Raw genomic sequence first — 20,368 nt, forward strand, 5'->3', positions numbered from 1 at the left:
TACAGCATAGCCCGGCTATGCAGCAGACAGATAACTCCCGAATTGGCGGTGATCATGAATCACAAATGGTGAAGAACCAACAAAGCCAAGTAAAAAGTGCCCCCGGAAATCCAGAAGCACTTTACCTGCACGTAAAACGCACCACAAGGCTAAATTGCCTTAACCAGTTAACGCACCTACCTTAGATTGTGGATGCGCGGCGGTGCATAACAAGTTGTAGACATATCCGCCCACTGAACGGAAGCAAACGATGTGAAATGCACCGTTATTGTCCAGCCAGAAGGCCGCCGCCACCTGCGCCATGCGCGTGCGGCGAAACTGGCCCGGTTTAAAGGCCTCAGCCGACATATCGACCGGGCAGATTTTCGCCAGAACTTCGCGGGCGCTGTCACCGGACAGGCGGAACAGACCACGGGCGTCGGAGACATTGACGGCCAGCGCATGTTCGCCTTTCAGCGCCTCTGCCAGATCCGCCACCTTGGCGTCAACCTCGCCGTAAGGCACCAGCAGCAGCAGCTCATCCGGCGACATCCAGGCCACACCGCCCTGCTCGGTCAGAGAGATCTGTCCGCTGGTCGGCACATCCGCCCCGGTGGCGGCCTTTACCGCCGCCTTCAGGGTGGCAGAGGCCAGATCGCCGCGCAGGGTGATCATCCCCTGCAACCCGCTGTCCTCGACCTGTGCCAGACCGGAGAATTTCGCCCCATTCATTGCGCTGACAGGATCAGACATTCTGCTTCTCCCCTTCCTTGTCGTAAAAGACCTGATCGACGATCTTGGCCTTGTAGATTGTCCCGTCGGTGCCGGGGAACTCGATCACCTCGCCCATCCGCTTCGGACCATGCTTGACCAGACCCATGGCAATGCCACGGCCCAGATTCGCCGAATAATAGGTCGAGGTGACGCGCCCGATGGTGTTTTTCTGGCCATTGGCGTTGACACCATTGCCGACCGCATAGGCGCCATCCGGTAGGACCGACCCGTCTACGGTTTCCAGCCCCACCAGCTGCCAGCGGTCGGGATCGGCCATGTGGCTGCGGGAATGCGCGCGTTTGCCGAGGAAATCCTCTTTCTTCTTCGACAGCGCCCAGTTGAGCCCCAGATCCTGCGGGATAACGGTCCCGTCAGTCTCGTCGCCGATCATGATAAAGCCCTTTTCGGCCCGCAGGATGTGCAGACATTCGGTGCCATAAGGCATCACCCCGAATTCCTTGCCCGCCTCCATCAACGCAGTCCAGAACGCCTGACCTTCGGAGGCCGCAACCGCGATCTCGTAGGACAGTTCGCCCGAGAAGGAGATGCGGTAGGCCCGCGCCTTGAAGCCGCCGATTTCCCCATCACGCCATTCCATGAAGGGCAGCGCCTCCTTGGAGACATCCATACCGCCGCCCGCTTTTTCATTCAGCTTTTCCAGCACCTTGCGGGCGTTGGGGCCAACGACGGCGACCTGCGCCAGCTGTTCGGTGACATTGGCAACATAGACTTTCCAGTCCCACCATTCGGTCTGCAGCCATTCTTCCATGTGGCCATGGATCCGCTCGGCACCGCCGGTGGTGGTGTGGCAAAGCCAGGTGTCCTCGTCGATCCGGGCAACCACGCCGTCGTCGATCAGGAAACCGTTCTCCGAACACATCAGACCATAGCGGCATTTGCCCGGCTTCAGCGTCGACATCATGTTGGTATACATCATGTCGAGGAACTTGCCCGCATCCGGCCCTTTGACGACCAGCTTGCCGAGGGTCGAGGCATCCAGCAGGCCGAGGTTCTCGCGGGTGTTCTTCACCTCGCGGTTCACCGCGTCATGCACGCTCTCGCCGGAGCGAACATAGGCGTAGGGGCGACGCCACTGGCCAACCGGTTCCCAATCCGCCCCGTTGCTGTCGTGCCAGTCATACATCGGCGTCTTGCGCAGCGGCTGGAAGATATCCCCGCGGGCCTCACCGCCGATCGCCCCCATCGAAATCGGGTGATAGGGCGGACGGAAGGTGGTGGTGCCCACTTGCGGGATTTCAGACCCCAGCGCATCAGCAAGGATCGCCAGACCGTTGATATTGCTCAACTTGCCCTGATCCGTCGCCATGCCCAGCGTGGTGTAGCGCTTGGTATGTTCGACGCTTTCGAACCCTTCGCGCGCGGCCAGCTGCACATCCGACACTTTGACGTCGTTCTGATAGTCCAGCCAGGTTTTCATCCGCAGCTTGATGTCGGCCTTGGCAGGCATCAGCCAGACCGGCTCCATCGCCGTCTCTGTCGGGGCATCACCAACGGGCGCGGTGCCTGCCTTGACCTTGCGGCCAGCGGCCTTGGCAGCCGCCTCGCCTGCGGCCTGCGCATCGCTCAGCGCCTCCGCCAGACCAGCGGCGCCATTGGCAGCCCCCGCCGCAATCACAAAACCCTTGCCATCCGCACCCAGCGGCGGACGGGTTGCATCGGGGCGGAAGTTCGCATGGGTCTGATCCCAGACCAGCTTGCCACCGCAATGGGACCACAGATGCACCACCGGCGACCAGCCGCCGGACATCGCGACCGCATCGGCCTCGACCTCCTCCTGAGCACCGCCCTCGCCGTTCTGGGCACAGATCGCCACCGAGGTGACGCGCTTGCCGCCTTTCACCTTGGCAATGGCCCGGCCACATTCGACGCGGATGCCCAGCTGACGAACCTCTTCCATCAGCGCGCCGCCGCCGCTGTCGCGGGCATCCAGCACGCGCACCACCTCGACACCCGCAGCATGCAGCGCAATCGCGGTGCGATAGGCGTCATCATTGTTGGTGGCCACAACCACTTTCTGGCCGGGTGTCACCCCCCAGTTCACCGCATAGTCGCGCATCGAGGCCGCCAGCATCACGCCCGGCACATCATTGCCCGCAAAGGACAAAGGCCGTTCAATCGCACCGGTCGCCGTCACAATCTGGCTGGCCCGGATCCGCCACAGACGGTGGCGCGGACCACCCTGCCCCGGCGCATGATCGGTCAGACGCTCATACCCCAGCGCATAGCCGTGATCATAGACGCCCGCGCCCATGCAGCGGTCGCGCAGCAGCACATTGTCCATGCCCCGCAGCTCGGCGAGGGTTTTCTCGACCCAAGCGCCGGGTTCCATCCCGTCGATGGTGCCGCCATCAACTGGCGCGCGGCCACCCCAATGGTTGTGCTGCTCCAGCAGCAGAACCTTGGCACCGGACATCGCCGCAGCCTTGGCCGCCTGCAAACCCGCAACACCACCACCAATCACCAGCACATCGACGAAATAATAGAAATGCTCGTAGGTGTCGGCGTCCTTCAGCTCCTTGTCGGGCGCTTTGCCCAGACCGGCGGACTGACGGATGATCGGCTCGTAGACATGTTTCCACAGCGGACGCGGGTGGATGAACATCTTGTAGTAGAACCCCGCAGGCAGGAACCGCGCCAGCGCGTTATTGGCCACGCCCACGTCGAACTCAAGGCTCGGCCAATGGTTCTGCGACTGCGCCGACAGGCCCGAGAACAGCTCGGTCGTGGTGGCGCGCTGGTTGGGTTCAAACCGGTCGCCGGTGCCCAGACCCACAAGCGCATTGGGCTCTTCCGGGCCAGCCGCAACCAGACCGCGCGGGCGGTGATATTTGAACGAGCGGCCAACCATCATCTGGTCATTGGCCAACAGGGCCGACGCCAGCGTGTCGCCTGCATAGCCCTTCATCCGCTTGCCGTTGAAGGTGAATTCGATCGGTTTGGAGCGGTCGATCAACCGGCCGTTTTTGGCAAGGCGCGTGCTCATGTGGCGGACCTTTCGCAAGAGAGGGCGACGAAAAGGGAGGTAACGTTCAGACAGGCGATCATTTCAGATCCCGCCATGTCCAACCGGGGCGCTTGGCCGTGACCGCATCCAGAATGTCCTTGGGCGGCTCGGTGGTCTGGGCGCTGTAGGTGCCAAAAACCTCAAGCGTGGTGGTGCAGCGCGCAGCATGGAACCACTTGCCGCAGCCATTGGCATGGCGCCAGCGCTCAAAATGCACGCCCTTGGGGTTTTCGCGCATGAACAGATAGTCATGAAACTCGTCATCCGACGAGCCGGGACCAAAACGCTTCAGATGCGCCTCGCCACCAGCGGCCAGTTCAGTTTCTTCGGCTTTGACGCCGCAATAGGGGCATTCAAGGATCAGCATTTTCTATCTCTCACACTTGAACAATCAATAGGCTACCAAGGCCAGATTGAAGGGTTCCAACGATGACAACTACCGCCTGAAGTAGCTCTGATTTCCTGCTTTGACTTCGCACCAAGTTGTCCGCTTCAAGCATGTCATCACAATTTTCGTCTATCTTTTCAGTCAGTTCAGCGCATCCAGAGGCCACCATTCGTCGTAAGTGTTCGTCCGGAATAGAAGCAATAGATCCAACCAAGTGGGAAACCCTTTTCCCCTGTTCTTCGGCGTCCTCTTTCATTGCTTTTGCAAGTATTGAAGTATTTGCCAACGCCCTACCAGCAGCGTCCCCTGTCAAAACCAAAGTCTTTGAGTGAAGAGCTGAACGTTCGATCGCTCCGACAGGATGCGGTGTGGCTTGTTGTTGCATCACAAAATATCCAACGCCAGCAGCGATACCGACCACTCCTACGCTCTGAAACATCTCCGCGTCAGCAACACTGAAATTGTAGGCTGACAATCCGACCCACGATAGGATTCCCGACCATCCCACTGCATCCACTAAATAAGATTTCCACATCAGTGTGCCACACCGGCAGCAACGCTCTCGTCGATGAATTTGCCTTCCTTGAAGCGCATCATCGAAAACTCTTCGGCCAGCGGCGAATGACCTGTGGCCATCAGCTCGGCCATCGCCCAGCCAGAGCCCGGGATCGCCTTGAAGCCGCCGGTACCCCAGCCTGCGTTGACAAAGATATTGCCAACCGGTGTCTTGGAGATCAGCGGCGAGCGGTCCCCGGTCACATCCACGATCCCGCCCCACTGGCGCAGCATCTTCAGACGGCTGACCATCGGGAAGGTCTCGTTGAGCGCGCGCACGGTTTCCTCGATATGATGGAAAGATCCGCGCTGGGTGTAGTTGTTGAACCCGTCGGTGCCGCCGCCGATGACCATCTCGCCCTTGTCGGACTGCGACATGTAGCCATGCACGGTATTGGCCATCACAACCACATCCATGCAGGGTTTGATCGGCTCGGACACCAGCGCCTGCAGCGCCACGCTTTCCACCGGCAGACGGAAACCCGCCATGTCCGACAGATGCGAACAATTGCCCGCAACCACCATGCCCAGCTTGTCGCAGTCGATGGCGCCCTTGGTGGTGTCGACGCCAACCACACGGCCATTCTCATTGCGCACGCCGGTGACTTCACACTGCTGGATGATGTCCATACCCATGTTGGAACAGGCCCGCGCATAGCCCCAGGCCACCGCATCGTGGCGCGCGGTGCCGCCGCGTTCCTGCCAGAGGCCGCCCAGAACCGGATAGCGCGGCCCTTCGAGGTTGATGATCGGCACCAGCTCCTTCACGCGCGCAGGCTCGATCCATTCGGTCTGCACGCCCTGCAGGGCATTGGCATGGGCGGTGCGCTTGTAGCCGCGCACCTCATGCTCGGTCTGCGCCAGCATGATCACGCCGCGCGGGCTGAACATCACGTTGTAGTTGATGTCCTGGCTCATCGTCTCATAGAGCGAGCGCGCCTTCTCATAGATCGCCGCCGAGGGATCCTGCAGGTAGTTGGAGCGGATGATGGTGGTGTTACGCCCGGTATTCCCGCCGCCCAGCCAGCCCTTTTCCAGAACGGCGACATTGGTGATGCCGAAATTCTTGCCAAGGAAATAGGCTGTGGCCAGACCATGCCCCCCGGCCCCGACGATGATCACATCATAGTGGCGTTTCGGTTCAGGCGAGCGCCAGGCGCGTTCCCATCCGGTGTGGTAGCGCAGCGCCTCACGCGCGACAGCAAAGGCAGAATAACGTTTCATGGGCGAATCCGTGGTTCGAGACTGCTACCGGGTATGCACCACAGATCGCCCCGGGCTGCGCCGTTTATCGTCGCAATCGTGCATGGTTGCGACATGCGGACCCAAAGACGACGCGCCGCCGCCGCTATGCCAGCCAGTTTGCCCGAAGCTGTAGGCTGAGCTTTGCCTGTGCTTTGGCGCGCAGGCGGCCCTCCGACCAGCCGGGACAGCGCGCCGCAGCAGTTAGGCCTTTTTTCCGCGCCTGCGCCCCTATACATGAGTGTGAAACTGCGGGAGCCGCCATGACCTTCTGGATTGTCATCAGTCTTATCACGCTGGCCACGGCCATTCTGCTGTCCCTTGTGCTGCTGCGGGGCCGTGACAGCGGCGCGCCTGCTGCGGCCTATGATCTTCAGGTCTATCGCCAGCAGCTGCGCGACGTGGACAAGGATCTGGCGCGTGGCGTGCTGCAGGAGGGCGACGCCGAACGGGTCCGCACTGAGATTTCGCGCCGCATCCTGACCGCCGATGCCCAGGCGCAGGCCGCCGCCACCGGCCGCTCGCAGCCGCGCCTGCTGACCGGCGCAACCGCTGTTGTGCTGACCACTGTGATCTGCGCCGGCACCTATCTGCTCTATGCCAATCTCGGGGCACCCGGATACAGCGATCTGGGCCTGCAGCTGCGGATTGATGCCGCCGCCGAACGCGCCGCCAGCCGCCCCTCGCAGGCCGAAGCCGAGGCCGATGCCCCCGCCCGCCCCGAACGCGTGGTGGAACCCGGATACGCGACCCTGGTCGATCAGCTGCGCGAAACCGCCGCCGCTCGCGCCAACGACGCCCAGGGCCAGGCGCTGCTCGCCCAGCATGAGGCGAACCTCGGCAATTTCGCCGCCGCCGCGCAGGCCAAGGCCAATTACATCCGCATCATGTCCGGCGACGTCGAGGCGCGCGATTTCGGCGAGCTGGCAGAGCTGCAGATCATGGCCGCAGGCGGCTATGTCTCCCCAGAGGCCGAGGACGCCCTGCGCACCGCACTGACGCTCAACCGCTTTGATGGCGGCGCGCGCTACTACTGGGGGCTGATGATGGCGCAGATCGGCCGCCCGGACCTCGCCTATGAGGTCTGGAGCGAGACCCTGGCCATGGGACCGGAGCGCGCCCCCTGGATCACCGCCATCTCCGCCCAGATCGAGGATATCGCCTATCGCGCCGGGGTCGACTATACGCCGATCGCCCCGGGCAGCAGACCGGCCGCCGGCGGAACCCCGGCGCTCTCCGGTCCCAGCCAGGACGATATCGCCGCGGCCGGGGAGATGAGCGCGCAGGAACGCCAGCAGATGATCCGCGGCATGGTCGAGGGGCTGTCGCAGCGGCTGGCCGACAGCGGCGGCACACCGCAGGAATGGGCACGGCTGATCGGCGCCCTTGCCGTGCTGCAAGAGACCGAGCGCGCGCAGGCGATCTACACTGAGGCACAAGAGGTCTTTGCCGAGATGCCAGAGGCGCTCGCCACCATCACCGAAGCCGCGAAAAATGCAGGACTGACCCAATGATCCATGACGACTTCGAAGCCTTCGCCGCAGCCGTCCCCGCCTTCACCCCGATTGCGGGGCTGGATTTTGGCGACAAAACCGTTGGTGTCGCCATCTCCGACCGTATGGGCACCGTGGCGACGCCGCTGGAAACCATCCGGCGCAAGAAATTCACCCTGGATGCCGACCGCCTGTTCGAGATCGTCAAGACCCGCGAGGTCGGCGCCCTGCTGCTGGGGCTGCCGCGCAATATGGACGGCTCCGAAGGGCCACGCTGCCAGAAAACCCGCGCCTTTGCCCGCAATCTGGCCAAGCTGACCGAACTGCCGATCGGCTTCTGGGACGAAAGGTTGAGCACGGTCGCCGCCGAAAGGGCGCTTCTGGAGGCGGATACGAGCCGAAAGCGTCGCGCAGAGGTGATCGACCATGTTGCCGCATCGTATATCCTGCAAGGGGCGCTGGATCGCATGCGCCATATCAAGGCGGGATAAAACGCATGAGTGACGAGGTCTGGAAACGTGACGAGGTGCAGTCCCCCTGCATCCAAATCTGTGTCGTCCACCCCGAGGCGCGGATCTGCACCGGCTGCTATCGCTCCATCGACGAAATCACCCGCTGGTCAAAGATGAGCAACGAAGAACGCGCCGAGCTGCTCGCAGCCCTGCCCGACCGCGCCAAGGAGCTAACCAAGCGCCGCGGCGGCCGCAGCGCCCGCCTAAACCGCAGCTAACGCGGCGCGCGGCACATGTCGCGCGGCAACGGATAGCGGGCTGACAGCGCTCGGCTTTTGCCCGCCAATGGTTGCGCACGCGCCGGTAACCTTCTGAAAATCATGCGGAATAACTGCTGACCCATTGTTTCGCACGCGAAACATTCAGGCAGGGATGCTGACCTTTTATCTGCCGGCACCTCATTCATCGGTACCTTCGATTCTTACCGAAATGCTCCTGACGGTGGCAGTTCGGACAGAGGGCAATCATGTTTTCCTCAACATCAGCACCGCCTTCGCTTAGCCATTTTTTGTGATGCACCTCCAAAAACCACCCACCATTTGGGGTTTCGAAAGACTTGTTTTGACACGCGCCACAGATACCGTTGGCCCTCTGTCTCACTCGTCGACTAACTTCGGAGTTTCGAACGAACCGGTTGCTCACGCCCTTTCTGAAAGCTGGCCCCGCTTGACCACCTGTAACATCGGGAGAAGCAAATCCGTTGCGTTTCTCCGCCATGAAGGGTGGTACGTATACACGATGCGGAGCAATCAATTCATCTGCATCGAACCCTCGCATGCCAAGGCGGCGCTGCCGGAGTTCATCGAACCGAACAATATGATATCCAAGGGTCGATAACTCGCCTTGGAACCGTTGAGATGTAAAATTGTTCGGATCAATATTTTCGCCCACTAGGCGCAATGCCATACGCACCACCGGTTTTAGATCCCATAGCTCAAAATCAATACGGCATAGAATGTAGGTGCTGGTTGACGGCGTGTATTTGACACCATGGTGGTTCCCGGCCTTAAAGCTCTCCAAAGCCTGCCGCAGGTGCTGAGCCTCGACACCATATTCTCTAAGTGACTTCACCCAACGTCCTTCCCAACTAAAGTGATCTCAACACTGAAGAACCCAATGATGCCCTCTACTCCCACTCCGCCAGCCACCTCTGGGTCCAATCCGCCAGCTCGGGGCGGAAATAGGCGATCATGCGGCCCTCTTCGGGGGCGCTGGCCCCCTCGGGCCATGGCGCGACACCATGCAGGCACAGCCGGTGCATCAGATAGGCCTCACCGGGGCGGGCTGAAACCGTGATCCTTGGGCAGGTGTCAAACACCTCCCGGCGGGCAGCGGTATAGGCGTCGGTCACATCCACTTCGCCCCATTGCTGCGCAGGGACGCCCTGAAACAGCGCCGCAAAGGCGCGGCGCATGATCACATGGCTGCCCTCCCAGATCACCAGCGGCGAAGCATCGGGACTGCTGACATTCAGCGGCAGCCCCAGCACCCAGGCATGGGGTTCCTCGACCCGGCGGCGGCGGGTCTCCCCGAACATCTTCACCCCGTCCACATGCGCCGCGTCGCGGTTGATCCGGTAGCGCAGCGCCGCCTCCCCCTCACCGGGGCGCGGCCGTGGATAGCCGGGGAAGACAGAGGAGACCTGCGCGCGATGCAGATCCGGCAGGCCGCCAAGATGGGCGCTGATGAAGTCGATGGCGGGGCCGGCCAGCGGCGGCCCCGCCGGCAGCTGGCCGCGCCCGTCATTGGGCAGCGCATCAACACCGATGAACCAGGTGCCCTCACATTGCAGCCAATCGGCATTGGTCGGATCGTTGAGGGCCCGGATCCCGGCCTGATGGGCGTGGCGCGCCCAGGCCAATGTGGCAGCATGGGCCGGAAAATCACACCACCCCTTTGTCAAGAACCGCTGCCAATCCATTGCAAAACCTTACCAATACCTGAAATCAGAAGCCCAGAGACTTGCGCAGCATATTGAGCGCGACAAGGATCAGAAAGACCGCAAACACCCGTTTCAGCGGTTTCGGATCCATCGCATGGGCCAGCTTCACCCCCCAGGGGGCGGTGATCAGCGTCATCGCGATCACCACCACAAAGGCAACCATATTGACCGCCCCCAGCGTCAGCGGCGGGCGCGCCGACGGATCAATCGGCAGGAACAGAAAGCCAATCACCGACGGCACCGCGATGATCACACCAAAGCCCGCCGCCGTGGCCACAGCCCGGTGAATAGGCGTTGCATGCAGGCTCATCAATGGCACGCCAAAACTGCCGCCGCCGATGCCCATCAGCACCGACAGGAACCCGACCATGGGGGACAGGATGATGCGGCGCGCGCCCTTGGGCATCTCGTTGCCCAGCCGCCAATCGGAGCGGCCAAAGGCCATGTAACAGCCAATCACCAGCGCCAGCACGCCAAACAGCGCCTGCAATGTGGTTGACCGCAAAGAGGCCGCAACCGTGACGCCGACGATGGCGCCGATGGCAATTCCCGGCCCCCAGCCGCGCAGGATGTCCCAATCCACGGCACCCTTCTTGTTGTGGCTCATCACCGAGCGCAGAGAGGTCACGATGATCGTCGCCAGAGACGTTGCCAGACACATCTGCATCAGCTGGTCGCCCCCATAGCCCAGCGTCTGAAACACGTAGAAGAACGCAGGCACCAGAACGATGCCGCCGCCAACCCCCAGCAGGCCCGCCAGAACCCCGGCCACCGCGCCTGTCACGATCAAGAGACCGGCCATCTGCGCCAGCACGGCAGGCTCCGGCCACAGGGTGGCAGTGGTCACAAGACTGGTTGTCAGGGCTGACATCGGCGGCTCTCCTCTTACCCGGATCAGCGGCCGCAGACCGACCCCATCCGCAGCGGATATGGGCGGCTGTCTTGCGCTGACATTCCCATCCCCTAGCATGGGCGGGCAAAAATTGTCTCAGGAATTCGTGCGGCTTAGCAGCTTGTGGCGGTGACCCGTGGTCGCAGGGCTGCGCCGGTGGATCAGGCCGCGAGGCCTGTCACCTGCTCCAGGGCGGTCTCCACCAACCTTGTATCTGCGCCCGGTCGGCTGGCGCCTTCGGACAGCACCCGCCGCCAATTGCGCGCCCCCGGACGGCCTGCAAACAGCCCCAGCATATGCCGGGTGATCTGATGCAATCGCGCACCTTGCGCCATCTGATCGTCGATATACCCCAGCATCTGCCCGACAACCGCGACCGGATCGGTTCCGCTGCCGCTGCCAAAAATGAGCGGATCCGCCTGTGACAGGATATCGCTGGGCTGATGATAGGCGGCGCGACCGATCATGACGCCGTCAAGGCCCCGTTCCAGATGCAGAAGCGCATCCTCCAGCCGTGCGACCCCTCCGTTGAGCGAGATATGCAGCTGCGGGAATTCCGCCTTCATCTGATGCACGATCTCGTAGTCGAGGGGCGGGATATCCCGGTTTTCCTTGGGGCTCAGTCCCTTCAGCCAGGCTTTGCGGGCGTGGATCGTCACCCGCTCGCAGCCCGCCGCCGCGATCCGTTCAAGAAAGGCAGGCAGCACCTCCTGCGGGTCCTGGTCATCAACGCCAATGCGGCATTTCACCGTCACCTCGACATCGACCTTTGCCCGCATCGCAGCTACACAATCGGCCACCAGATCCGGCGTTTTCATCAGCACGGCGCCAAAGGCCCCCGACTGCACCCGGTCGCTCGGGCAGCCACAGTTGAGATTGATCTCATCATAGCCCGCCTCGGCGCCGAACACGGCAGCCTGCGCCAGCTCCTCCGGGTCAGAGCCGCCCAGTTGCAGCGCCACCGGATGCTCTTCGGCACTGAAGTCCAACAGATGCAACGCCCCGCCCCGCACCAAGGCAGGTGCCGTTACCATCTCGGTATAAAGCAGCGCCTCACGGCTCAGCAGCCGATGCAGATACCGGCAATGGCGGTCGGTCCAGTCCATCATCGGCGCAATGGACAGGCGCGCCGCGTTCCGAACTTCGGAAAACCTTATTTCTTCGTGGTCTTTCGAGTTGTCCATTGTCACCGTTTCCCTCGATCTGGCCCGATTCAGCCCCGTTATCGGGTGCGGCGCTACAGACTGTAGCGCCGACGGCGCCGTGTAGCACTGTTTCCGCCCCAAGTTCCAGCACCCGCCTGCAAGCGCTGCTAAGCCACTGTCCCCATCTGTTCTGCCTCTGACGACGAAAGCGGACTGATCAGCTGGGGCCGATCAAATGGATTGGGCGCGTTCTGGAAACAGTCCGGGTTTTCTAGAAAAATTTAGCTAAACATTGATCATTATTATTAACCATTTCCGGGCAATTTGGCCCAATTTTCTCCATAAATCTATTGATGCCCTGCTTTCGTGCTAGACGATTTGAAATCCGTTAATTCACGATTTCCGTTGTACGAAGGAAAGATGATGCCAGTAAATCCAGTGAACCCCGTCAGAGGAACAGTCAACGCAGACACGATCATGGGCACGGCGGGCGCGGATACGCTCGTTGGGCTGGGGGGCGACGACAGCCTGATCGGAGATGCGGGCAATGATTCACTTGTCGGCGGCAGCGGGAATGACACGCTGCGGGGGGGGCACGGCGACGATACCCTCATAGGCGGTGACGGCGATGACGAAATCGAGGGGCTATACGGCAATGATGTGATCGACACAGGCGCGGGCAATGACCATGTTTTTGGCCGCGACGGTGATGATCTTATCTTTGGGCGCAGTGGTGACGACCATCTGATTGGCAGCATTGGCACCGACACTGTCTATGGCGGCGACGGCAATGACGTGCTGGCCGGCAGCCAAGGCAATGATGAGATCCATGGCGGGAACGGAAACGACATCGCGTTCATCGGTACGTTCGAAGACTCCGACCGGATTTTCATGGATGCGGGCGATGATATTGTCGATGGCGCCCTGGCCGGTTCGTCGTTTTATGCAGAAGGCGGCTCGGGCAGCGACACGATGACCGCAGGTGTTGGCAACGACACGCTGCTGGGCGGCAGCGGTGATGACCTGCTGAGCGGCGGCAGCGGCAATGACCTGCTTTCCGGTGGCGGCGACAGCGATACAATTTCCGGCGGGGATGGCGACGATATCTTTCTGATCCAAGACGTGCCGGGCCGCCTGTTGATCACCGATTTCGGCGCAAATGGCGCTGCGGATATGATCGATCTGTCGGAGCTGACTGGCTATGGTTCAGCGGAGGCGGTGTCGTCCGGCATGACCTTCGGTCCCTATCAGACCACGTTGAACCTCAATGTCACCGGTGGGGAGCTGGTGATCACGATCCAGCATCAAACACCCCTGACAGCGGCGGATCTTGGGCTGTCTGGCGCTTTGACCGGTACCGACACCGGCGAAGGTCCGACCGAATTCGGCGGCGGTGATACCGGCAGCGGTGGCACAGGCCCCGACACACCTCCGCCTGATGTCGACACAGGCACCGGCACAGGCACAGGCGGAACTGGCGTCACCTATACGCTGGCCGGGCAGGACGCTGCTATATTCGTGGTTGATCCTGACACTGGCGATGTCTCCTATCAGGATTGGTTCACGCCAAATTACGAAGAGGTCTGGGACCTCGACCGGGACCATATCTATGAAATCTCTGTCATCGGGACCGATGCGAATGGTGCCGAAGTCAGCCAGCAGAATCTGGAACTGGTTGTCAGCGAAACCGGTGCCACCTGGCAGGACGCCACTGGCGACATCCCCAATCCTGGCAACGGCGGCTCGGATCAGCAAGACCCCGGTGCAGGCGTCTGGGAGGGGGAAAACGCTGCCGGTGTAACCTACACGCTGACGGGGCAGGACGCCGCGATATTCCTGGTTGATCCTGACAGCGGCGATGTCTCCTATCAGAGCTGGTTCACGCCCAACTACGAAGAGGTCTGGGATCTGGACCGGGACCATATCTATGAAATCTCCGTCATCGGGACGGATGCGAATGGTGCCGAAGTCAGCCAGCAGGACCTGGAACTGGTTGTCAGCGAAACCGGTGCCACCTGGCAGGAAGTCGGAGGAGACACCTCCGATCCTGACGACGGTGTTACCGACCCGGGTGATCCTGTGCTGGAGACGGATTACCTCAATGGCGATGCCGATGATGAGCTGTTGACCACCTTTGATGCGTTGGCCGACCGGTATCTTGACGCACGGGGTCATGCCACAGCGCCGATTTTCAATGGCTCGGTTGACTGGCATTCCAGCGTGCATGCCCATCTGGCCAATGTTGCGGCCTACGAGGCCACTGGCGATCAAGCCGGGTTGCAGGCCTTTGCCGATGACCGTTTTTCCGCCGAGGACGTGCAGGGCGAAATCGACCTCACCCATAACGACCCTTATGGCTGGGCGTGGCTGCTGAAACTGGACACCAAGCTTCAGGACAATGGCATCGACAACCTGGCACCTGCCGGCGATCATTTTGCCGCCGAACTGGAGGCCCGTCTGTCCCAGCGCATTGAAGCCGGAACATCCGATGCGGGTACGGGCTCCTACGGTGATGCAAACTGGCAGATCGCAAATCTGATCCAATACGCCCAGCATCAGAACGATGCGCCGGCTGAAGCGCGTTACATGCAGATGTTTGATCAAATTCAGTCGGATACGAATGTATCCGGGGAGACGGAAATTGATGAGGGCGATTTCTTTTCGTCGCTTTCGCTCTCGGCCTATGCCCATGTGATTGCGGAAGAAACAGATACGGCGCTGTTTGACGACATCCATGCCCAGATGTTGCAGAGCGTCACCGATGGTTCGCTTGAAGAGCTGCTGGATACCGAAGGTGCACGTCTGGATGCGGGGATCGGGTTTTCGCATTCGGCTGGTATCGCGATCTCTTCGGCCTATGGCTATTGGGCGATGTTTGCCGAAACAGAGAACCCGGCCTTTTATCATGCCTATTCGAATGTTGTGGAATGGACCGAAACTTATGCTGCGGAAATGGGCGCCAACATCGGGCCTGGCCATTGGCTGCCGAACTTCGCGTCTTTTGCAGCCGACCTGCCGACGCAGCTGCCGGTGGCTGACCCGGATGGCAGCCTGACCACGCAGATTGATGACTGGGTGCCCGGCGCCGGCGGCGATGGTGCGGATATCCTGATCGGCGGCAATGACAATGATCTGCTTTCCGGTGGGGCGGGCGATGATCTGCTGGACGGCCAGGGCGGCAAGGATACCCTGGACGGCGGCACTGGCGATGACACCCTGCGTGCCGGTTTTGACGATGGCACCGGCGATGTCTTTATCGGTGGCGCGGGCAGAGATACCTATGACATCGCAAATTCCGATGTCAGCGTTTATGGGTTCAATATCGATCTCCGGGATGGCACGGATCAATACGGCAATACCTACTCGGGTATCGAGAACATTCTGGGCAGCGATACGAATGATCGGTTGCTTGGCAACGGCTCGCGCAACTATCTGCATGGCGGCAATGGCAATGACACGCTTTCCGGGCGGTATGGCGCTGATGTGCTCGACGGCGGCAACGGCAAGGACATCCTGCGTGGCGGCCACGGCAACGACACGTTGCGCGCGGGTTTTGACGACGGAACCGGCGACGTGTTTGATGGTGGCGCGGGGAGCGATACCTATGACATCGCGAATTCAGATGTTCGCGGCTATGGCTTCAACATTGATCTCAACACGGGAACGGATCAGTACCACAACAGCTACACCCGCATTGAAAACATTCTGGGCGGCACCGCCGATGACACATTGCGTGGCGACGATGCGGACAACTACCTGAATGGCGGCGACGGCGATGATATCCTCAATGGCCGCGCGGGTGATGATGTTCTGACCGGCGGCGCAGGGAACGACATCTTTGCCGTGACGGCGGATACCGGGTCAGTGCAGATCACCGACTTTGGGCAAAACGGCGACGCTGATCAGATTGATGTCTCTGCTCTGACTTCCTTCTTCGCCGATCCCCAAGCCCTGATGGCAGCCTTGAGCCATTCCGACGGGCAGACCAGCTTCAATATTGAGCTTGATGAGGGAACCAGACTGGTGACGATTCAATCCGATCAGGAGCTTGAGGAAGAAGACTTCATCTTCTGATCGGGAGAATGGCAGGCAGGGTTCGAAAGCTGCTGTGGTCGCTGTAGGCGCCGCACCCTGCCTGCGTCCAGGCGGCTGATCGGTCAGATCAGCGGGCGCGTTTCGGGTTTTTCCAGATCGACAAGCGCCAGGTCTGCCAGCGCCTGAAGATCCGTGATCGACAAGAGCCCGTTCTGCCATTCGGCAAGGCCCGCATCCCGCAGCACCTTAAGCCGCTTGTTGGTGTGGACCAGCGACAGACCGAGGGCATCCGCCAGATCCTGCTGACGATAGGCCAGCGGAACCGTATTGCCGACCTCAAGACCGACAGCGCGCAGCCGCAGGTAGATTTTCACCAGCGCCCAGGCAATCCGCTGCGAAGCGTCGCGCTGCCCGAGCGAAGCGATGGTCTCGCCGAGGAAATGCTCCTCCACGGCGGCGATCCAGGTCAGATCATAGGCCCGCGCCGGGTTCTGTTCAAACAGGCGAAAGGTCTCGGACCGGCGAAACACGCAGAGCGTCATCGCGGTTGTCGCCTCGACCGAATGTTTCATCTCCCCCATAAGACCGGCCTGCAAACCGATGAAATCACCAGGAAAAATAAAGTTGATCACCTGCCGACGGCCATTCTCCAACGTGGTGTAGCGGGTCCCCATCCCTTTTAGCACGGTGTAGAGCTGCGGGCTGTTTGACCCTTCCAGCAGGATCGTGGTGCCCGGATCGACAACCAGTTCGCCGGTCTTGAACCCTTGGGTAAACCCCAGCTCCTGCTCCGTCATCGGCGTGAACACATCACGATGCCGCAGGGGACAATCTTTGCAATCGGTGGTCGACACTGGATTATTCCCTAAATGGTATGTCACAGATTAATGCGAGCAGGCTGAATTCGGCGCAGAATGCACGAAACGAAGGTCTATCAGCTTATGCAAGACGATGTTCCGGTCAATACGACCGCTGCGGAAACCCAAATTTATATCATTGCAACACAGGATCATCTGACCACCTGCGATATCTCAGATACAATTCATGAATGCGAGACCAACGCCGAGGTGCTGTGCCATCCGTCGATCGACGCGGCCATGCCGGATATCTGCAAGAGCCACACTCTGGCCGTGGTCTTTGCCGAGGTCGGCAGCGCACAGATCGACCAGCTGAAACTGGACGAGATCATTGCGGCGCGGTCTGGCACATTGGTTCTGATGGGCACCCGGGCCGAGGCTGAACTGGAGCTTGCCGACATAGGCACCTACCCCTGGCCCGTGCTGTTTCGCCCGTTTTCGGCGTCAATGATCAAGAGCTGGCTGACGCCGCGGCGCAAGGGGGCCAGGAAACCTGCCGGGAACAATTCGCAAGCTGAAACGTTGTCTCCTCATCTGCGGATCGTGGACTAACCTTTTGGAGGAGAGAGAGAATGCTTGGTTGGGCAATTACATTTCTGGTCGTGGCGCTGATCGCGGCCCTACTCGGATTTGGCGGCATCGCCGGGGCATCGGCAGGCATCGCCAAGATCCTGTTCTTCATATTCCTGGTGCTGTTCGTCGTGGCCATGGTCATGCGCGCACTCAAGGGTAAGCCGCCGGTCTAAACGCCGTCTGGCCAAATGCCGCCGGTTTTAGCCCCGCATGGGCTGGCATCTCATGACCTGATAGCCGGTGTTACACGTCTCGGCGCGCCAATACCCCTTCTGGGTCAGCGGCGCGCCGTTTTTGCTTTTACACGCGGCTGCTCAGCCGGCCGCCTTGCCGGGGAGATATCCACCGATTTCCGCGCTCGCCTGTTCCCACTCGGCCATGAGGGGCATCAGATCGGGCATGGCGTCCATCTCCGAATGTTCAAGCGTCAGCAGGGCCTCCCGCAGCGCGGTAAAGCCCAGCACCGCGGCGGAACCAGCGAGCCTGTGTGCCTCCTGCCGGTGCGCCTGCCCCAGCTCATCTGCCGCGCGCAGATCGGTCAGGAACTGATCGACCTCGTCACTGTAGCCGAGCAGGAACTGCGCCCCACGTTCAGCACCAAGTGCATGAAAAAATTGCGTTATGTCCGATTGCCCCTCGGCTGGCTGCGGTGCAGGCTGCGCCATGGGCATTGGGCTGGGAGGCGCGGCAGGCAGCTGGGCGGGCGGCTGTCCGGCGACCTCTTTTGCGGCGCTGCGTTGCAATCTGGCGCGGCGTGAAATCACCTCTGCCAATGCCTGCTTGCTCACCGGCTTGGTGACCACTTCGGCAAGCCCGCCTGCCAGGATCCGTGCGTGATCCTGCTGCCCGACATGGGCCGTCAGCGCGACAATCTGCGTGCCCTCCGCCAGCGCCTCGGCGCGGATGCGGCGGGTGGCCTCGATCCCGTCCACTTCAGGCATGCTGATGTCCATCAGGATCAGATCAAAATCCTCTCGCCGTGCGGCCTCCACCCCTTCGGCGCCCCCCTCGGCCAGCACCACCTCATGCCCAAGCGTGATCAGCATCCGTTCGACAAGAATACGATTGATTTCATTGTCTTCGACCACAAGGATCCGCGCGCACTGTGCCTCATCCGCGGCTGTATCGCCGGGCTGCGGAGACGTCTGTGCCGCATTCGCAATCAGCGGCGTATCGGGGGTCGCCTGACCGATCCGCCCGCGCCCGTCCGAGGCCGGCAGTGGCAGCGAAATGGTGAACAGGCTGCCCTCCCCCAGCTCACTTTCGCAGGTGATCTCGCCCCCCATCGACACCACGATACGACGGGTGATCGCAAGACCCAGACCGGTGCCTTCGCTGCTGCGCGCATAGCTGGCGTCCAGCCGGATGAAATCTTCAAAGATCCGGTCCAGATCATGCTCAGCGATGCCAGCCCCGGTGTCGGCAATGCAGATCTCCACGGTATCGCTGCCCCTCACTCGCAGCACGTCAATTGACACCGCGCCATCGGTGGTGAACTGCAACGCGTTTTCAACAAGGTTGACCAGCACCTTCTTCAGAGCGACGGGGCGGCCGAGGACTTCGTCACAGGGGCCAAGGCTGCAATGCAGGCTGAGATCGTTGCGGCCGCGGCGCGCCACGGCCTGATGGGAATCGACCAGTTCCTGCACCAGATCGCAAAGATCGAAGATGCGCTGATGTTCATATTCGACGCCGGTTTCCAGGTGTGACAGCTGCAGGACGTCGTTGACATGGGCCATCAGGCGATCGCCGGAGTCGCGGATCGCCGACAGGTATTCACGCTGATCAGCGGTGAGTGGCGTGCCGTCCAGCAGCTCAACCGCGCCCAGAACACCGGTAAGCGGCGTCCGCATTTCGTGGCTCATCACCGTGAGGAGATCCGCCTTTGCCCGTTCACCGGCCAGCGCCTCATCGCGGGCGCGCGTCAGCGCCTCCTCCGCGGCGATGCGGTCAGAAATATCGCGCAGGTAGCTGACAAAGACGGTTTCTTCTGCCGACTGGCTGGCCGTAATCGACAGCTCCACCGGAAAGACCTCGCCGGATTTACGCTTTGCTTCCAGCTGGATACGCCCCTGCCCGATGACCTTGGGCGTCGCCCCGGACCGATAGGCCTGCATGCCCTGCTCATGGGCGTCGCGCAGGTGATCAGGGACAATCAAATCCGCCATATCGGCGCCCGTCGCTTCGCCCCGCGAATAGCCAAAAATCGTCTCGGCGGCGCCGTTGACCTCCTGAATGCGCCCGTCGTCACCAACCACCAGAATGGCATCCAGCGATGATGTGATCATGGCGCGCATCCGGCTGACGGCAAAGCGTGTGCGCTCCGCCAGCCGCTTGCCGCGCTGGTAAAGCCGTCCCATCATCAATGCCGTCAGCCCCAGCGCCACACAGAGCGCGAGGACCACCCACGCCAGCCGGGACAGGATCGCAAAGAGGTTGAGGCGTTTTTCCTCGGTTGTGCGGGCATGTTCCGTCAACCCGGCCAGCGCCAGAACACGCAGATCGGCGCGATTGTCCCGCAGCATGTCCCGCACCTGGGGCAGCCCGAACAGGAGCGCCTCATCCGGGCCGTCGATATAGGTGATCAGCCGGTCGATCCGCGACATGACCCGCGCCAGAACCCGGGCGTTTTCGGGTTCGTCCCGCACCGGTTTGAAGGTGCGGCTTTCGCGGATGGTGGCGACCCGGCTGTAGAGGATGTCGAATTCGCGGCGGACCTGAGACAGATCCTGCTCACTCCGGGCGGAGAGCACCGCGTTTTCCAGTTTCAGCTGTTCGATTTCGGCCTGTGACAGGGTCCATTGCAGGCTGTCGGTGGCGGCGGTTGACAGGCCATCCAGACGCACCAGCACCTCGCGCCCCAGCCGAACGGACTGCACCGCGAGCAAGGCGAGAACCAAGCCCACGGTGATGAGGACGCTGCGCGACAGCAGAGGGTTTTCCCTGAGCCGCACCT

Annotated in this window: 17 protein-coding genes; 6 read left to right on the top strand and 11 right to left on the bottom strand. The window is 61.3% G+C overall.

Going from position 1 to position 20,368, the window contains the following annotated elements:
- Positions 1-159 precede the first annotated feature (159 nt).
- The 5 genes from VWZ85_RS13415 to VWZ85_RS13435 form a co-directional block, all read right to left on the bottom strand.
- Positions 160-732 carry a sarcosine oxidase subunit gamma gene (locus VWZ85_RS13415; protein WP_416538932.1) on the bottom strand — a complete coding sequence of 191 codons (573 nt, stop codon included), beginning with the start codon at positions 730-732 and terminating at the stop codon, positions 160-162.
- A complete protein-coding gene (locus tag VWZ85_RS13420; protein ID WP_416588712.1) occupies positions 725-3,757 on the bottom strand; it encodes a sarcosine oxidase subunit alpha family protein in 3,033 nt (1,010 codons plus the stop codon). The genes VWZ85_RS13415 and VWZ85_RS13420 overlap by 8 nt, the downstream gene beginning before the upstream one ends.
- Before the next feature lie 58 nt (positions 3,758-3,815).
- A complete protein-coding gene (locus VWZ85_RS13425; protein ID WP_340545854.1) occupies positions 3,816-4,145 on the bottom strand; it encodes a sarcosine oxidase subunit delta in 330 nt (109 codons plus the stop codon).
- 10 nt (positions 4,146-4,155) lie between these two features.
- Entirely contained in the window at positions 4,156-4,605 is a 450-nt protein-coding gene (locus VWZ85_RS13430; protein ID WP_416588715.1) for a hypothetical protein, read from the bottom strand.
- 95 nt (positions 4,606-4,700) lie between these two features.
- Positions 4,701-5,945 (bottom strand): sarcosine oxidase subunit beta family protein, encoded by a 1,245-nt coding sequence (locus tag VWZ85_RS13435; protein WP_340545855.1) that lies wholly within the window; start codon positions 5,943-5,945, stop codon positions 4,701-4,703.
- A 281-nt stretch (positions 5,946-6,226) separates the two neighbouring features.
- Between VWZ85_RS13435 and ccmI the strand changes: the two genes are divergently transcribed.
- From ccmI to VWZ85_RS13450, 3 genes are read left to right on the top strand one after another with little or no spacing between them, the layout of a single operon-like run.
- Positions 6,227-7,477: a c-type cytochrome biogenesis protein CcmI gene (gene ccmI / locus VWZ85_RS13440; protein WP_416588717.1), complete on the top strand. Its 1,251-nt coding sequence runs from the start codon at positions 6,227-6,229 to the stop codon at positions 7,475-7,477.
- Positions 7,474-7,947, top strand: coding sequence for a Holliday junction resolvase RuvX (gene ruvX, locus VWZ85_RS13445; RefSeq protein WP_340545857.1), 474 nt, complete (start codon positions 7,474-7,476; stop codon positions 7,945-7,947). Before ccmI ends, ruvX begins: the two co-directional genes overlap by 4 nt.
- A gap of 5 nt (positions 7,948-7,952) precedes the next feature.
- The gene (locus VWZ85_RS13450; protein ID WP_340545858.1) at positions 7,953-8,186 is read left to right on the top strand and encodes a DUF1289 domain-containing protein; all 234 of its coding nucleotides are present in this window, start codon (positions 7,953-7,955) and stop codon (positions 8,184-8,186) included.
- A gap of 184 nt (positions 8,187-8,370) precedes the next feature.
- On the opposite strand, the gene VWZ85_RS13455 is transcribed toward VWZ85_RS13450, so the two are convergent.
- The 4 genes from VWZ85_RS13455 to dusA form a co-directional block, all read right to left on the bottom strand.
- A complete protein-coding gene (locus VWZ85_RS13455; RefSeq protein ID WP_416588720.1) occupies positions 8,371-9,039 on the bottom strand; it encodes an HNH endonuclease in 669 nt (222 codons plus the stop codon).
- A 55-nt stretch (positions 9,040-9,094) separates the two neighbouring features.
- Positions 9,095-9,889, bottom strand: coding sequence for a hypothetical protein (locus VWZ85_RS13460; protein WP_416588722.1), 795 nt, complete (start codon positions 9,887-9,889; stop codon positions 9,095-9,097).
- A gap of 25 nt (positions 9,890-9,914) precedes the next feature.
- Complete coding sequence (locus VWZ85_RS13465) at positions 9,915-10,781, bottom strand: sulfite exporter TauE/SafE family protein (protein WP_416534198.1); 867 nt, start codon at positions 10,779-10,781, stop codon at positions 9,915-9,917.
- Between the two features lie 182 nt (positions 10,782-10,963).
- Complete coding sequence (gene dusA / locus VWZ85_RS13470; RefSeq protein ID WP_416588724.1) at positions 10,964-11,986, bottom strand: tRNA dihydrouridine(20/20a) synthase DusA; 1,023 nt, start codon at positions 11,984-11,986, stop codon at positions 10,964-10,966.
- 384 nt (positions 11,987-12,370) lie between these two features.
- Between dusA and VWZ85_RS13475 the strand changes: the two genes are divergently transcribed.
- Entirely contained in the window at positions 12,371-16,021 is a 3,651-nt protein-coding gene (locus VWZ85_RS13475) for a DUF2891 family protein (protein WP_416588727.1), read from the top strand.
- Between the two features lie 83 nt (positions 16,022-16,104).
- Here the strand turns inward: VWZ85_RS13475 and VWZ85_RS13480 are convergent, their stop codons facing one another.
- Positions 16,105-16,779 (bottom strand): Crp/Fnr family transcriptional regulator, encoded by a 675-nt coding sequence (locus VWZ85_RS13480; protein ID WP_416588851.1) that lies wholly within the window; start codon positions 16,777-16,779, stop codon positions 16,105-16,107.
- Between the two features lie 144 nt (positions 16,780-16,923).
- Here VWZ85_RS13480 and VWZ85_RS13485 point away from each other — a divergent pair, with 144 nt between their 5' ends.
- Together VWZ85_RS13485 and VWZ85_RS13490 are read left to right on the top strand one after the other, a co-directional pair.
- A complete protein-coding gene (locus VWZ85_RS13485) occupies positions 16,924-17,391 on the top strand; it encodes a hypothetical protein (RefSeq protein ID WP_416541680.1) in 468 nt (155 codons plus the stop codon).
- Positions 17,392-17,411: 20 nt separating this feature from the next.
- Positions 17,412-17,585 carry a DUF1328 domain-containing protein gene (locus tag VWZ85_RS13490; protein WP_340545865.1) on the top strand — a complete coding sequence of 58 codons (174 nt, stop codon included), beginning with the start codon at positions 17,412-17,414 and terminating at the stop codon, positions 17,583-17,585.
- 141 nt (positions 17,586-17,726) lie between these two features.
- Here VWZ85_RS13490 and VWZ85_RS13495 read toward each other — a convergent pair whose 3' ends face one another.
- Entirely contained in the window at positions 17,727-20,366 is a 2,640-nt protein-coding gene (locus tag VWZ85_RS13495) for an ATP-binding protein (protein ID WP_416588729.1), read from the bottom strand.
- Positions 20,367-20,368: the final 2 nt, after the last annotated feature.

It is taken from the genome of Phaeobacter sp. JH20_29 (assembly GCF_048056175.1).
Taxonomy (GTDB): Bacteria; Pseudomonadota; Alphaproteobacteria; order Rhodobacterales; family Rhodobacteraceae; genus Phaeobacter; species Phaeobacter bryozoorum.